This window comes from Kitasatospora sp. NPDC041988 (assembly GCF_055588525.1).
The window spans coordinates 1-15,125 of the sequence record NZ_JBVJCO010000060.1 but is presented as its reverse complement, the minus strand read 5'-3'; the positions used below and the strand labels follow the sequence as shown (position 1 = coordinate 15,125).

12 protein-coding genes and 1 tRNA gene are annotated in these 15,125 nt (G+C 72.3%); 9 read left to right on the top strand and 4 right to left on the bottom strand.

The window, feature by feature from the left end; genetic code table 11:
• Positions 1-276 precede the first annotated feature (276 nt).
• Positions 277-870 (top strand): M48 metallopeptidase family protein, encoded by a 594-nt coding sequence (locus tag ACZ6NC_RS37445; protein ID WP_465738354.1) that lies wholly within the window; start codon positions 277-279, stop codon positions 868-870.
• Positions 871-1,056: 186 nt separating this feature from the next.
• Here ACZ6NC_RS37445 and ACZ6NC_RS37440 read toward each other — a convergent pair whose 3' ends face one another.
• Together ACZ6NC_RS37440 and ACZ6NC_RS37435 are read right to left on the bottom strand one after the other, a co-directional pair.
• Positions 1,057-1,644 (bottom strand): NUDIX hydrolase, encoded by a 588-nt coding sequence (locus tag ACZ6NC_RS37440; protein ID WP_465738353.1) that lies wholly within the window; start codon positions 1,642-1,644, stop codon positions 1,057-1,059.
• Complete coding sequence (locus ACZ6NC_RS37435; protein WP_465738352.1) at positions 1,641-3,236, bottom strand: zinc-dependent metalloprotease; 1,596 nt, start codon at positions 3,234-3,236, stop codon at positions 1,641-1,643. Before ACZ6NC_RS37435 ends, ACZ6NC_RS37440 begins: the two co-directional genes overlap by 4 nt.
• Before the next feature lie 209 nt (positions 3,237-3,445).
• Here ACZ6NC_RS37435 and ACZ6NC_RS37430 point away from each other — a divergent pair, with 209 nt between their 5' ends.
• The 4 genes from ACZ6NC_RS37430 (at position 3,446) to ACZ6NC_RS37415 (ending at position 6,727) form a co-directional block, all read left to right on the top strand.
• On the top strand, positions 3,446-4,594 hold the full coding sequence (locus tag ACZ6NC_RS37430) for an NAD-dependent epimerase/dehydratase family protein (protein WP_465738351.1): 1,149 nt from the start codon (positions 3,446-3,448) through the stop codon (positions 4,592-4,594).
• A gap of 192 nt (positions 4,595-4,786) precedes the next feature.
• Positions 4,787-5,227, top strand: a complete 441-nt coding sequence (locus tag ACZ6NC_RS37425; RefSeq protein ID WP_465738350.1) for a molybdenum cofactor biosynthesis protein MoaE — start codon at positions 4,787-4,789, stop codon at positions 5,225-5,227.
• Positions 5,228-5,413: 186 nt separating this feature from the next.
• Positions 5,414-5,602, top strand: a complete 189-nt coding sequence (locus ACZ6NC_RS37420) for a hypothetical protein (RefSeq protein ID WP_465738349.1) — start codon at positions 5,414-5,416, stop codon at positions 5,600-5,602.
• 42 nt (positions 5,603-5,644) lie between these two features.
• A complete protein-coding gene (locus ACZ6NC_RS37415) occupies positions 5,645-6,727 on the top strand; it encodes a YlbL family protein (protein WP_465738348.1) in 1,083 nt (360 codons plus the stop codon).
• A gap of 40 nt (positions 6,728-6,767) precedes the next feature.
• On the opposite strand, the gene ACZ6NC_RS37410 is transcribed toward ACZ6NC_RS37415, so the two are convergent.
• Complete coding sequence (locus ACZ6NC_RS37410; protein ID WP_465738347.1) at positions 6,768-7,331, bottom strand: PPA1309 family protein; 564 nt, start codon at positions 7,329-7,331, stop codon at positions 6,768-6,770.
• 211 nt (positions 7,332-7,542) lie between these two features.
• Here ACZ6NC_RS37410 and ACZ6NC_RS37405 point away from each other — a divergent pair, with 211 nt between their 5' ends.
• The 3 genes from ACZ6NC_RS37405 to ACZ6NC_RS37395 all read left to right on the top strand — a co-directional run bounded on the left by ACZ6NC_RS37405 (position 7,543) and on the right by ACZ6NC_RS37395 (position 12,994).
• A complete protein-coding gene (locus ACZ6NC_RS37405) occupies positions 7,543-10,521 on the top strand; it encodes a UPF0182 family membrane protein (protein WP_465738346.1) in 2,979 nt (992 codons plus the stop codon).
• A 56-nt stretch (positions 10,522-10,577) separates the two neighbouring features.
• Positions 10,578-10,651, top strand: a tRNA-Met gene (locus ACZ6NC_RS37400).
• Between the two features lie 357 nt (positions 10,652-11,008).
• The gene (locus ACZ6NC_RS37395; RefSeq protein ID WP_465738345.1) at positions 11,009-12,994 is read left to right on the top strand and encodes a tetratricopeptide repeat protein; all 1,986 of its coding nucleotides are present in this window, start codon (positions 11,009-11,011) and stop codon (positions 12,992-12,994) included.
• Positions 12,995-13,031: 37 nt separating this feature from the next.
• Here ACZ6NC_RS37395 and ACZ6NC_RS37390 read toward each other — a convergent pair whose 3' ends face one another.
• Positions 13,032-13,451, bottom strand: a complete 420-nt coding sequence (locus tag ACZ6NC_RS37390) for a Fur family transcriptional regulator (RefSeq protein ID WP_465738344.1) — start codon at positions 13,449-13,451, stop codon at positions 13,032-13,034.
• Between the two features lie 106 nt (positions 13,452-13,557).
• Here ACZ6NC_RS37390 and ACZ6NC_RS37385 point away from each other — a divergent pair, with 106 nt between their 5' ends.
• The gene (locus tag ACZ6NC_RS37385; RefSeq protein WP_465738343.1) at positions 13,558-15,036 is read left to right on the top strand and encodes a catalase; all 1,479 of its coding nucleotides are present in this window, start codon (positions 13,558-13,560) and stop codon (positions 15,034-15,036) included.
• Positions 15,037-15,125 lie beyond the last annotated feature (89 nt).

The window sequence follows — 15,125 nt, the reverse complement described above, 5'->3', positions numbered from 1 at the left end:
GTCCGGCCCCGGGTCGGATTCCGGACACCCTCCGTCGGCCTTTCGTTCCCGATCACTCCACGAAAGATTTCGGCCATGGCAGCGGACTTCTGTCAGTGCTACCGGGTAACGTCGTGTGCCATGGCAGCCGAACGGGACTCCCATCCCCCGGCGTCGCGTCGGCGTGCCCGTGCAGCGTCCGGGTCGCAGGTCGCGACGCCGAGCACGCGCGGGCGCCCGGATCAGCGGCCGACGTCCTCGGAACCACCACAGCCCCCTCCGCGTGCGCAGAACCCCGTGGAGAGCCATGGCGAGAAGCCACACCTCGACCGCTCCCGGGTCGAGGTCCGCCGTAGCGCCCGCCGCAGCCGGACCGTCTCCGCGTACCGCGAGGGCGACCGCACCATCGTGCTGATCCCGGCCCGGATGTCGCATGCGGAGGAGCAGCGCTGGGTCGCCCAGATGCTGGAGAAGCTGGCCGCCCAGGAGAGCCGGCGGGTGCTGGGTGACGACGCGCTGGCGGCGCGGGCGCGCGAGCTGTCCGCCGCCTATCTCGGCGACCGCGCCCGGCCCGCCCAGGTCCGCTGGGTCACCAACCAGAACTCGCGCTGGGGCTCCTGCACCCCCAGCGAGCGGACGATCCGGCTCTCGCACCGCCTCCAGGGCATGCCGGAGTACGTCGTCGACTACGTGCTTCTGCACGAGCTGGCCCATCTGCTGGTGCCGGACCACGGCCCCTCGTTCTGGGCGCTGCTGGAGGCCTACCCGCGGACGGAGCGGGCCCGCGGCTATCTGGAGGGCGTGGTCTCGGCGGCCCGGCTGCCGCACATCCCCGGTGCCCGGCACGCGGGCGGCCCGCCGGAGCCCGACCCGGCCGGCTCCTGCGGCTGACACCCGCAGGGCGCGGCGCCGCGAGGAACACGCGGCCACGGAACGCGGCCACGAAACGCGGCGACGGAACGCGGCGACGGAAACGCGGGACGAGAACGCGGGACGAGAACGCGGCGACGAAAACAGCAACGAGAAGGGGCGCGGACCGCCAGGTCCGCGCCCCTTCGTCATGCCTTCACACCAATCTCAGGAGGTCAGCTCCCGCGCCCGCGCGACCAGGTCGCGCACCGAGTGGTCGGTCAGCTCGGGCAGGTGGTCGTAGTCGAACCAGCGCAGGTCCAGCGACTCCTCGCTGATCAGCTCCTGTGCTCCCGGCGGGGCCACCGCGATGTACTGGACGTCCAGGTGGGTGTTCTCCGGGCGGTCCTTGCCGGTGCAGCGGACCTGGTGCCGGTCGAGCTTGGCGGGCACCGGCAGACCGTCGACGGTCAGCAGGGTGAGGTCCGGGATGCCGGACTCCTCGGTGGCCTCGCGCAGCGCGGCGGCGGCGAGGTCCCGGTCACCGGGCTCGCAGTGGCCGCCCATCTGCAGCCACATGCCGACCTTGGGGTGCAGGGTCAGCAGCACCCGCCCGGCGGCCGGGTCGACCACCGCCGCGCTGGCGGTGATGTGGGCGGGCAGGCAGGACCGGAACAGGCCTTCGGGCTCTTCGGCCAGGTGGTTCAGGTAGTCACGGCGCAACTGCTCCTGGTGCGGGTCGGCGGGCAGCCAGCGGCTCAGGGTGCGGACGGCGTCCGCGTGCAGGGCGGACGCGCCCGTCTCGGTGAGCGTCATACGGTGGGCTCGCCCTTCCCGTCCTCGTCGTCGTTCTTCCGGTCCGGGCCGGGCTTCTCCAGGTCCGGCTTCGAACCGCCGGCGGTACCGGCGGCCCCGCCCGCGGCCGCCTCGCCGAGCAGCTTGTCGATCGCGTCGAAGTCGATGCCGCCCTCCAGGTCACCGGCCGTGTCCCGGTGCACGAAGGCGTCCGGGTCGTCCAGGTCGGCGGCGGTGGGGAGCATGTCGGGGTGCTGCCAGAGGTCGTCGCGGCCCTCGATGCCGCGGGCGTCGGCGAGCAGCGCCCAGAGCCGGGCGGCGTCACGCAGCCGGCGCGGACGCAGCTCCAGGCCGACCAGCGTGGCGAAGGTCTGCTCGGCGGGCCCGCCGGCCGCGCGGCGGCGGCGGACGGTCTCGCGCAGCGCGCCGGCCTGCGGCAGGTGCGGCTCGGCGGCGGCGTGCACGACGGCGTCGACCCAGCCCTCGACCAGCGCGAGCGCCGTCTCCAGGCGGGCGAGCGCGGCCTTCTGCTCGGGGGTGTCCTCGGGCTGGAGCATGCCGCCGGCCAGCGCCTCCTGGAGCGCCTCGGGGTTGCTCGGGTCGAGCTGGCCGACCAGCTCCTCCATCCGGGAGGTGTCGACCTTGATGCCGCGCGCATAGGCCTCGACGGCGCCGAACAGGTGGGCGCGCAGCCACGGCACGTGGGCGAAGAGGCGCTGGTGGGCGGCCTCGCGCAGGGCGAGGTAGAGCCGGACCTCGTCGGCGGGCACGTTCAGGCCCTCGCCGAACTCGGCGATGTTCTGGGGCAGCAGGGCGGCCTTGCCGGCCGGGGCGAGCGGCAGGCCGACGTCGGTGGAGCCGACCACCTCGGCGGCGAGCGCGCCGAGCGCCTGGCCGATCTGGGTGCCGAACATGGCGCCGCCCATCGAGCGCATCATGCCCATCAGCGGGCCGGCCATGGCCTGCATCTCCTCGGGCAGGACGCCGCCCATGGCGTTGCCGACCCGCTCGGCGACCGGGTCGACCAGGTCCTTCCAGACCGGGAGGGTGGCCTCGATCCACTCGGCCCGGCTCCAGGCGACGGCGGTGCCGGCACCGGACGGGAACTCGGTGGCGCCGTCCAGCCAGAGGTCGGCGAGCCGCACGGCCTCGGCGACGGCCGAGTGCTCGGCGGCGCCGACCGACCGGTCCTTGGACTTGCCCTCGGCGGGCTCGGCGACCACGGTCTGGCGGGCGATGTCCTTGGCGAGGTCCCAGTTCACCGGGCCGCCCTCGAAGGAGAGCATCTGCCCGAGCTGCTGGAAGGCGGCGCCGAGGTCGTTGGGGTCGAGCCCGCCGAACATCGCGGCGAACGGGTTGTCGGCGCCACCGGGCGCGCCGGGCGCGCCGGGGACACCGGGGCCGCCGGGCATTCCCATCCCGAACAGCGCGCCGAACGGGTTCCCGGCGAAGCCGAAGGACTGCGGGCCGCTCTGCTGAGGTCCGTCCGGCCGGCCGCCCTGGTCCTTCTTCGCCTGCTCGTCGCCGGGCTCGCCCTTGGCGTCCTCGGGTTTGGCCTTGCCGTCCTCGGGCTCCTCTGGCGGAACGCCGAATCCGAAGGGAAGGTCGCTCACGGGGTCCTCGATCCGGTCGGCCGTCATGCGGGTGGTGGCGGGAAATTCTGCACGCCCGGGGCGGTCGGCGGAGTGGGGGACTCGCGGCCGGTGGGCGGCTCCCGCGCGGCTGATCCGCGCCGGGTGCACCGCCGGGCCTTCGCCTCGGGCAGGATGGACGTACGTGACACACGTACGTACGCACATAAGCTAACCGTGGAGGATGGCCGGTGAGTTCCCCGCCTTCGGACGTTCGCTCTGGGCTGACCGGAGGAGAGGACGCCCCGGACATCACGGCGTCGCCGCCTCCAGCCTACGGCGGCAAGCCGCTGACCGTGGCCGTGACGGGCGCCGCCGGCGTCCTCGGTGAGCGGGTCGCGGCCCGCCTGGTTGCCTCGCCGGGGGTGAAGAAAGTCCTCGCGGTCGACGACCGCCGGGGCGAGGTGCCGGGCGTGCAGTGGCGCGTCCTGGACGTCCGCGACCCGGCGGTGGCCGAGCGGCTCGCCGGGGTGGACGTGGTCGTCCACCTGGCGATGGACCTCGGCATGGAGTCCGACCCGCGCGCCCGCAGTGCCTACAACGTGCGCGGCGCGCAGACCGTGCTGACCGCGGCCGCGGCGGCCGGAGTGCACCGGGTGGTGCTCTGCACCTCGGCGATGGTCTACGGCGCGCTGGCCGACAACGAGGTGCCGCTGGCCGAGGACTCGGAGCTGCGGGCCACCGAGGAGGCCTCGCTGGTCGGGGACCTGCTGGAGATCGAGCGCCTGGCCCGGCGGGCCCCGCGCGCCCACCCGGGGCTCCAGGTGACGGTGCTGCGTCCGGCCGTGGTGGTCGGGCCGGGCGTCGACACCGTGCTGACCCGGCACTTCGAGGCGCCCCGGCTGCTGGTGGTGGCCGGTTCCCGGCCGTGCTGGCAGTTCTGCCACGTGGACGACCTGGCGGCGGCGCTGGAGTACGCGGCGCTGGGCCTGGTCGAGGGCGAGGTGACGGTCGGCTGCGACGGCTGGCTGGAGCAGGAGGACGTGGAGCGGCTGTCGGGCATCCGGCGGATGGAGCTGCCGGCCTCGCTGGCGCTGGGCACCGCGGCCCGGCTGCACCGCCTCGGCCTGACCCCGGCCCCGGCGGGGGACCTCGCGTACACCATGTACCCGTGGGTGGTCTCCGGCAGCCGGCTGCACGAGGCGGGCTGGCGGCCGGCCCACACCAACGAGCAGGTGCTGGCCGAGCTGCTGGCGCAGGTCTCCGGCAAGCACGCGGTGGCCGGGCGGCGGCTGGGCGGCAAGGAGGCCGCCACCAGCCTGGGTGCGGCCGGCGCGACGGTGGCGCTGGTCGGTACGGCGGCGCTGGTCCGCCGGGCGCGCAAGCGGCGCCGCTTCTGAGAGCGCCGGGGCGGCGGAGGCCCCGGAACGCCTGGGGCGGCTGAAGTTCGAGAACGCCCGGGGCGGCTGAGGCCGGACAGCGCCCGGGGCATCCGGGTCTGCCGCACGCCACTTTCTCGCGATGCGAAATTTCGCAATCGTGATACGGAAGCCCCTTGCCCGAAACCACCCGGGATGGGGAATCATGGGGTCATGTCCGAGAACCACGACCCCATCCGCCTGCTCGCCATCCGCGACACCCCGCTCTCGCTCGACGAGGTGTACGAGGCGGTCGGCGACGACGCGGCCGGCGGTACGACCGTCTTCGTCGGGACGGTCCGTGACCACGACGGCGGCAAGTCGGTCGCCGCGCTGGAGTACAGCTGCCACCCCACGGCCGAGGCGGAGATGCGCCGGATCGCCGAGAAGATCGTCGCGGACTTCCCGGTCCGGGCGCTCGCGGCGGTCCACCGGATCGGCCGGCTGGAGATCACCGACAAGGCCGTGATCGTCGCCGTCTCCTGTGCCCACCGCGGCGAGGCGTTCGCCGCCGCCCGCCGGCTGATCGACGACCTCAAGCACGAGGTGCCGATCTGGAAGCACCAGGTCTTCGCCGACGGCGAGGAGGAGTGGGTCGGCGCCGGCAGCTGCTGACTGACCTGCTACAACACTGCTGACACGCAGGCGCGCCGTGCCCTCACTCGAACGGGTGTGGGCCGGTACGCCGAATACTCCCTGGCAGTGAGCCGATCGGCTGTCCCGTAACCCGGACGGCGCCGCCCGCGTTGTCCGCCGGGGTGGTTAATCTGCTCATAGGCACGACGAGCTGGGAGTACTGACATGGCTGCGCTCGCCTGGTTGATCATTCCGGTTGTCGCCGCCCTGCTCGCCACGGTGTGGGCGGGCTGGGCCCAGCGGGCCCCGAGGGCCACGGGGGATCCCGCCTCACTCGCCGAGCACCGGCGCTTCATGGCCGCGATGGAACGCACCACCGCCGACGCCGGCCAGGGCGAGGGCTCCGGCCGGTAGCCCGGCGGGCGCCGCGTCAGCGGCGTCCCGTACTGTCGATGCATGCCACGCCGCTCTGCGACGATGCTCGCCGCCACCCTGCTGCTCATAGCGCTGCTCTGCGCGTCGGTGCTGATGAAGGTGCCGTACACCGAGATGAGCCCGGGCCCGACGTACAACACACTCGGCGTGCAGGAGAAGACGGGCACGCCGGTGATCACGGTCACCGGCCACGAGTCGTACCCGGTCAGCGGGCACCTCAACATGACGACCGTCCAGGTCACCGGGGCCCGGTACGAGCCGAGCCTGGTCAACGCGGTGATCGGCTGGCTCCGGGACGACGTCCTGGTGGTGCCGCACGACAACGTCTACCCCCAGGGGCAGAGCGACGCGGAGGCCAAGAAGCAGAACGCCGAGGAGTTCGCCCTCTCCGAGGACCACGCGCGGACGGCGGCGCTCACCCAGCTCGGCATCCCGATCGGCAGCGAGCTGATCGTCCAGTCGGTCACCGCCGGTGCCCCGGCGGAGGGCAGGCTGCACGCCGGTGACCGGATCATCGCGGTCGACGGCACCCCGGTCGGCGACGCGGACGGCGTCGCCAAGGCGGTCACCAAGCACCAGCCGGGCGAGTCGGCGGTCTTCACCGTGGTGCCGATGGTCAAGGACGGCGGCAAGGCCGACCCGGCGGCGGCCCGGACCGACATCACCGTGCCGACCGTGAAGTCCCCGGACACCGGCGGTGCGATGGTCGGCATCCGCCCCGGGATCCGGCACACCTACCCGTTCCAGATCGACATCGGCCTGCAGGACGTCGGCGGGCCGAGCGCCGGGCTGATGTTCTCGCTCGGCATCATCGACAAGCTGACGCCCGAGGACCTCACCGGCGGCAAGTTCGTCGCGGGCACCGGCACCATCGACGACAGCGGCAAGGTCGGCCCGATCGGCGGGATATCGATGAAGCTGATCGCCGCCCGGGACGCCGGTGCCGAGTACTTCTTCACCCCGGCCGCCAACTGCGCGGAGGCGGGCAAGAACACCCCGTCCGGGCTGACCCTGGTCAAGGCCGAGACGCTGGACGGCGCGATGAAGTCGCTGGAGCAGATCCGCTCCGGGCAGACCTCCGCGCTGCCGTCCTGCGCCAAGTAGCGGCCGCCCCGCATCGAGCGGGGGCAGGTCGGAGGAGCGGCTAGGAGAAGGTCGCCAGCAGGGCCTCGGTCAGGCCCGGGACCAGGTCGGGGCCGGTCAGCACCTCGCGCGCGACGTCCTTGGAGCGCAGCCGCAGCGCGATCTCCTTCTTGCCGTCGCGCAGCACGGCGGCGGTGATCCGGACCTCCTCACGCTTCGGGTGGTTGGCCACCCACTCGGCGAGCTGGGCGTCGGAGGCGTTGCGCGGGCGGGACTGCTCGGAGCCCGGCGGCAGCATCAGCCGCTCGACCACCAGGGCGCAGCCGGCGACGGCGTCGGGCCAGGCGATGGTGCCGAGGAACTTGTCCAGCTCCATGCCGGCCGGCAGTTCGTCCTGCTCGACCGGGGTGAGACCGGGCTGCTCGCTGTCGGCGAGGCCGAGCTGTTCGGCGATCCGGGGGTCGGCCTTGCGCAGCGCGGCGCTGTCCACCAGGGCGAACAGCCGGGCCGGGAGGTCCCAGCCGAGGGTGGCGGCGTACTCGTCGATCTCCAGGGCAGCCCGGGTCAGCGGGGTCGCGGCCGGGAGCTTGGAGACGTCGTCGGGGGAATTGGTGGCATCGGACATGTCTCAATCCTCACACGCCGGGCGCCCCGGGCGGTGCCACCTGCGGCTCCGGGCGGTGATGCCGCCGTCGCGGGGGCCGCGGCCGGTGGCGGTGGGGGAACGTCGTCGTAACCGTCTGCTAACGGTGGGAACTCGGCTAAAGCCTGGTTAAGTTGCACTGACGACCGACCGATTCCAGACGACACAGCTGAGGTGCCCCGTGGTATTCCAGATGCCGGAACGCTCAGGGCCGGGATTCCGGCGCAGAGTAGGCCCGCCCTCCCGGCGCGCGCGGGTACTCCTGCTGACCCTGGGCGTACTCGCGGTGCTCTTCCTGCTGTTCGTCATGTTCGCCGGATTCTGGACGGACTGGCTCTGGTTCAGGTCGGTCCACTACTCCTCGGTGTTCACCACCCAGCTCTGGACGAAGATCGGCCTGTTCGCCGTCTTCGGTCTGCTGATGGCGGTGATCGTCGGCTTCAACGTCTGGCTGGCGCACCGGCTGAGGCCGCCGCTGTCGGCGATGTCGGTGGAGCAGCAGAGCCTGGACCGTTACCGGGCTGGGCTGGCGCCGTTCAAGCGCTGGGCGCTCATCGGGGTTTCGCTGGTGATCGGGCTGGTGGCGGGCGCCGCGGCGTCCGGCCAGTGGCGGACGTGGCTGCTCTGGACCAACGAGACGTCCTTCGGCGTCAAGGACGCGCAGTTCGGCATGGACGTCTCGTTCTACGCCTTCGAGCTGCCGTTCTACGAGTTCCTGCTCGGCTTCGCGTTCAGCGCGGTGATCGTCTCGCTGCTGACCTCGGTGCTGGTGCACTACCTGTACGGGGGCCTGCGGCTGCAGGGCCCGGGCCGCCGGGCCAGTGCCGGCGCGCAGGGCCACCTGGCAGTGCTGCTCGGTGTGTTCGTGCTGCTGAAGGCGGTGGCGTACTGGCTGGACCGGTACGCGCTGGCGGTGAAGACCGGCTCGTACAAGGGTGTCACCGGCTGGACCGGCCTGCGCTACGTGGACGCCAACGCGTTCCTGCCGGCCAAGACCATCCTGTTCTTCGTCGCGATCATCTGCGCGGTGCTGTTCTTCCTGACCCCGATCCGCCGCACCTGGGTCCCGGCCCTGATCGGCCTCGGGCTGATGGTGCTGTCGGCGGTGCTGATCGGCGGGGTGTACCCGGCGATCGTGCAGCAGTTCCAGGTCAAGCCGAACGAGCAGGCCAAGGAGACGCCGTACATCCAGAAGAACATCGACGCGACGCGGCAGGCGTACGGGATCGCGGACAGCGAGGTCACCACGTACGAGCCGGGGAACGCGACCAACGCGGACGCGTTGAAGCCGGACGCCCAGACCATCGCGGACATCCGGCTGCTGGACCCGAACGTGGTCGGCCCGACGTTCCAGCAGAACCAGGCGCTGCGGAAGTACTACGCCTTCCCCAAGTCGCTGGACGTCGACCGGTACGGCGCCCAGGACACCGTGCTGGGCGTGCGTGAGCTGGACCTCAACGGCATCCAGCGGAACTGGATCAACGACCACTTCAACTACACCCACGGCTACGGCCTGATCGCCGCCAAGGGCAACCAGGTCGACGCCAACGGCAACCCGGTCTACACCGAGTCCGCGCTGCCGACCAAGGGTGCGTTCGGCCCGTACGAGCAGCGCGTCTACTACGGCGAGAAGACCTCGACGTACTCGATCGTCGGCGGCGGGTACCAGGACATCGACTACACCGCGGAGGACGGCACCCCGGTGCACTTCTCCTACGACGGTGGCAGCGGTGTCTCGCTGGCCAACCCGCTCACCAGGGCCGCCTACGCGGTGAAGTTCGCCGAGCCGCAGATCCTCTACTCGGACGCGATCAAGGACGGCGCCAAGGTCATCTACGACCGCACCCCCAAGGAGCGGGTGGAGAAGGTCGCCCCCTGGCTGTCCATCGACGCCGACCCCTACCCGGTGGTGCAGGACAACAAGCTGGTCTGGGTGCTGGACGGCTACACCACCTCGGACGGCTACCCGTTCTCGTCCAAGACGACCCTGGGCGACGTCACCAAGGACTCGGTGACCAACCAGCGCGGCGAGCTGCTGACCGCCTCCAACAAGGTCAACTACATCCGCAACTCGGTCAAGGCCACCGTGGACGCGTACACCGGCGAGGTGACGCTCTACCAGTGGGACGAGAGCGACCCGGTGCTGAAGACCTGGATGAAGGCGTTCCCGGACACCGTCAAGGCGAAGGCCGACATCCCGGCCACGCTGATGCCGCACCTGCGGTACCCGCAGGACATGTTCAAGGTGCAGCGCGACCTGCTCGCCGAGTACCACATGACCGACGCCGGCGGCTTCTTCAACGGCACCGACATCTGGCAGGTGCCGGCGGACCCGACCACCAACACCAACGACGTCCAGCCGCCGTACTACCTGACGGTCCGGATGCCCGCGGCGCAGGCGGCGACCTTCTCGCTCACCACCAGCTTCGCGCCGAGCGGGCGTGACAACCTGGCTGCCTTCATGTCGGTCAGCGCCGACCCGGGCCCGGACTACGGGAAGATCCGGATCGCCAAGATGCCGACCGGCTCCGGGGCGCTCGGGCCGAAGCAGGTCCAGGCGAAGTTCAACTCGGATCCGACCGTCGCCAACCAGCTCACACTGCTGAAGACCGGCACCGACTCCGACGTCGAGTACGGCAACCTGCTGACCCTGCCGGTCGGCGGCGGCCTGCTCAACGTCGAGCCGGTGTACCTGATCGGCCGCAGTGCCAAGGTGCCGGTGCTGAAGAAGGTGCTGGCGACGTACGGGAACGAGAACGCCGTCGTGGCCGTGGAGGACAACCTGGAGAAGGCGCTGGCCAAGGTCCTCGGCGGCGCGGTGACCGGTGCGCCGGTCACGCCCACCGCCCCCGGCACCACGCCGACCACACCCACCACGCCCACGACGCCGACCACACCCACGACGCCCGCGCCGGGTACCGGTGTCCCGCCGGACCTGCAGAAGGCGATCGCGGACGTGGTGAAGGCGCAGAACGACGTCGACAACGCCCTCAAGGCCGGTGACCTGGCCGCCCTCGGCCAGGCGCAGAAGGCGGCGAGCGACGCGGCCAAGGCGCTGGCCGTGGCCCAGCAGAAGGCCGGCCTCGCCCCGGCGGCCACACCGTCGGCGGCGGCGACGCCGACGGGCTCGCCGGGTGCCACGCCGACGAGCGCGCCGAGCACCGGCCCCTGAGCTGCGGTAACCGATTTCTGTCCCACCCCGCGACCGTGCTACAGTTCAACTACCGACGCGGGGTGGAGCAGCTCGGTAGCTCGCTGGGCTCATAACCCAGAGGTCGCAGGTTCAAATCCTGTCCCCGCTACTCAGTAGCAACCAGAGGCCCGGAGGATCACCCTCCGGGCCTCTGGCGTTTTCGCCGGGGGTGTGTGGGTCCGCTCCGGTAGTATCGACCGTCGCCAACGAAGCCGGCATTGGGGTTTGTGGGGCCGAAGTGTCGGGAAATCGACAAAGCGTCGAAGCAATTTCGTCGGCTTCGGTTCCGCCTCGCCGAAATCGGCCGGGGCAGGTGTACGCGGGTTGCGAGTGATGCGACGATGGGACACATGGGGGACGCTGCACGGCTGCTGATCGGCCGTCGGATCCGGCGCGTCCCCTGGGGGTCTCCCCGGTCGAAGGCCGGGGGAAAATGCCGCGGCACTCTGGGGGAGCGGGAGTCGGCATGAGGCTGATCGGCAGGAACGGACCAGGAGCCAAGCCCGCTGCGGCCACCGAGGCGGACACCGACGCCTGGGCGGAGAGCCCCGAGAACCACCCCGGCGCACTGCCCGCCCAGCGCACCAGCGGCCTGACCGAGCGCCGGCCCTCCGGCGGCTACGGCCCCGACAGCCTGGTGCACGTCTCCGCCCGCCAGTTCGCCGCCGCCATCGGCCCGTACGGCGCCATGACCGAGGCCGCCGACGGGGAGGGCAGTCCCGAGCCGGTCGCTCCCTACGCGGCCGGATTCGACTCCGCCAGCTTCGAGACCGCGCTCGCCGCCCGCGAGCAGGCAGCCCTGGAGTCCAGGCACCGTCAGGCCGCCGACGAAGGCGACCCGGACGCCGCCGGCCGCCTCGGCACCCTGCTGCTGCGCCGCGGCGACCTGGAGGACGCCGAACCGTACCTGCGCAGCGCCGCCGCCGCCGGGCTGCGCGCCGCCGCCAACAACCTCGGCGTGCTGCTGCACCAGCAGGGCCACCGGGCCGAGGCCGCCCAGTGGTGGCGGCAGGCCGCGGTCGCCGGCAGCGCGCCCGCCGCGCACGCCCTCGGCCTCCAACTGCGCGACCAGGGCGAGGAGGAGGCCGCCGAGTACTGGCTGCACTTCGCCGCCGACCACGGCCACCCGCTCGGCGCCTACGCGCTGGGCGACCTGATGGAGCACCGGCGCGACGTGCGCGCCGAGCGCTGGTTCAAGGTCTCCGCCGACGCCGGGCACCGGGAGGCCGCCTACCGGCTGGCCCGGATGCGCGAGGCCGCCGGGGACAAGGAGACCGCCGAGGCCTGGTACCGCACCGCCGCCGCCCGCAGCCACGCCCGCGCCGCGCTGCGGCTCGGTGTGCTGCTCGAGGAGCGCGCCCGCACCGACCAGTCGCTGCTCGACGAGGCCGCCCGCTGGTACCGGCAGTCGGCGCAGAACGGCGAGCCGCGTGCCGCCTGCGCGCTGGGCTTCCTGCTGCGCGACTCCGGGGACGTCACCGCCGCCGCCGAGTGGTGGCAGGAGGCCGCCGAGGCCGGCGACGGCAACGCCGCCAACGCCCTCGGCGCGCTGTACGCCTCCCGTGGCGAGGCCGCCGAGGCCGAGCGCTGGTACCGCAGCGCGCTGGACGCCGGCGACCAGAACGGAGCCTTCAACCTCGGCCTGCTCTGCGCCGGTACCGGCCGCGACCAGCAGGCCGAGCAGTGGTACCGCCGCGCCGCGTACGCCGGGCACCGGGAGGCCTGCAACGCGCTGGCCGTGGTGCTGCTCCAGCGCAGTGACGAGTCCGGCGCCGAGCCGTGGTTCTCCAAGGCCGCCGAGGCCGGCAGCGTGGACGGCGCCTTCAATCTGGGCGTCCTGCACGCCGGGCGCGGCGAGCATCGGCAGGCGCAGGAGTGGTACGCGCGCGCCGCCGCCGAGGGGCATGGCGAGGCGGCGCTCCAACTGGCCGTGGTCCAGGAGCAGCGCGGCAATCTGGCGGGCGCGCTGGAACGCTACCGGCAGGCGGCGGCGGGCGGTTCGGCGGAGGGCGCGTTCCGGCTGGCCTCGGTGCTTGACCGGCGCGGCGACGCCGACGAGGAGGCCGAGCACTGGTACGCGGTCGCGGCCGACGCCGGTCACCGGCGGGCGCAGGTGCGGATGGGCGTGCGGGCCGCGGAGCGCGGGGCACTGGAGATCGCGGAGAGCTGGTACCGGCGGGCGGCCGAGGCGGGCAGCCGCAGTGCCGCCTTCAACCTTGGCCTGTTGCTGGCCCGTCAGGACAGCGAGGCCGAGGCGATGCTCTGGTACACCCGGGCCGCCGACGCGGGCCACGGCCGGGCCGCGCTGCGGCTGGCCCTGCTGGCGCTGCGCCGGGGCGAGCCGGTGCAGGCGGAGAACTGGTGCCGGCGGGCCGCGGACTACGGCCCCGCCGAGGTCGCGGAGCGCGCCGGGCGGCTGCTGGGCGCGCTGCACGCGGAGTTGAGCGCGTAACAGGCGGGGCACGACCGGCGGTGCCGGGGGCGGTGCGTCAGGGCCTGTTCGTACAGTCCGGACAGAGGCCCCGGTAGGTGATCTCGGCGCCGGAGAGGGTGAAGCCGAAGCGTTCGGCGGCGGGCAGGGCGGCCAGCGGGTCGCCCAGCGGGTGGACGTCGCGGATCGCGCCGCAGCCGGAGCAGACCAGGTGCTGGTGGGCGTGGTGCGCGTTGGGGTCGTAGCGCTTGGCCCGGCCGTCGGTGGCGACCTCCAGGATCTCGCCGAGGCCCACCAGCTCGCCGAGCGTGTTGTAGACCGTCGCGCGGCTGATCTCGGGCAGGCGCGTCACGGCGCGGGCGTGCACCTCGTCCGCCGTGAGGTGGACGTGTTCCCCATCGAGGACCTCGGCCACGACCCGGCGCTGCGAGGTCAGACGCCACCCACGTCCGCGAAGTCGTTCCAGCAGGTCACTCATGGGGACAGGGTAAGTGACACTCCGAGTCTGGTTCCAGTGTTGACTTAGACAAAGTCCAAGTTAGGATCGAGTCCGTCACGACCGGATCTCGCGGAGGCACCCTCTTATGACTACCCAGGACGAGCTGCGCCCCACCCTCACCACGGAGGCGGGTGCCCCCGTCGCCGACAACCAGAACACCGAGACCGCCGGTATCGGCGGTCCGGCGCTGATCCAGGACCAGCAGCTGTTCGAGAAGCTCGCGCACTTCAACCGCGAGCGCATCCCGGAGCGCGTGGTGCACGCCCGCGGCGCGGCGGCGTACGGCACCTTCACGGTGACGGCCGACGTCACCGCCTACACCCGGGCCGGCTTCCTCTCCGAGGTCGGCAAGCAGACCGAGACCTTCCTGCGGTTCTCCACCGTGGCCGGCAACCTCGGCTCCGCCGACGCCGTCCGCGACCCGCGCGGTTTCGCGCTGAAGTTCTACACCGAGGAGGGCAACTACGACCTCGTCGGCAACAACACCCCGGTGTTCTTCATCAAGGACGCCATCAAGTTCCCCGACTTCATCCACACCCAGAAGCGGGACCCGTACACCGGCTCGCAGGAGGCGGACAACGTCTGGGACTTCTGGGGCCTCTCGCCCGAGTCCACCCACCAGGTGACCTGGCTGTTCGGCGACCGCGGCATCCCGGCCACCTACCGCCACCTCAACGGCTACGGCTCGCACACCTACCAGTGGCAGAACGAGGCCGGCGAGCACTTCTGGGTCAAGTACCACTTCAAGACCGACCAGGGCATCAAGAACCTGACGGCCGAGGAGGCGGCGAAGCTGGCGGGCGAGGACCCGGACAGCCACCAGCGCGACCTGCGCGAGAGCATCGAGCGCGGCGAGTTCCCGAGCTGGACGGTTCAGGTCCAGATCATGCCGGCGGCGGACGCGGCCCAGTACCGCTTCAACCCGTTCGACCTGACCAAGGTCTGGCCGCATGCGGACTACCCGCCGATCGAGATCGGCAAGCTGGAGCTGAACCGCAACCCCGACAACGTCTTCGCCGAGGTCGAGCAGTCGATCTTCTCCCCGGCGCACTTCGTGCCCGGCATCGGCCCGTCCCCGGACAAGATGCTGCAGGGCCGCCTGTTCGCCTACGCGGACGCCCACCGCTACCGCGTCGGCATCAACGCCGACCACCTGCCGGTGAACCGCCCGCACGCCACCGAGGCGCGCAGCAACAGCCGCGACGGCTACCTGTACGACGGCCGCCACGGCCGTCAGAAGAACTACGAGCCCAACACCTTCGGCGGCCCGGTCCAGACCGGCCGTCCGCTCTGGGCCCCGACCGCCGTCACCGGCGCCACCGGCACCCACGAGGCGCCCTCGCACAGCGAGGACAACGACTTCGTGCAGGCCGGCAACCTGTACCGGCTGTTCTCCGAGGACGAGAAGCAGCGGCTGATCACCAACCTGGCCGGCTTCATAGCCAAGGTCTCGGCCGACCGCGACGACATCGTCGAGCGGGCCGTCGAGAACTTCCGCAAGGCCGACGCCGACTACGGCCGGCGGCTCGACGCCGCGGTGCGGGAGCTGCGCAAGCAGCGGTAGCGGCACCCCGATGAGCAGCGGGGGGGGGGGGGGGGGGGGGGGGGGGGGGGGGGGGGGGGGGGGGGGGGGGGGGGGGGGGGTAAAGGGCG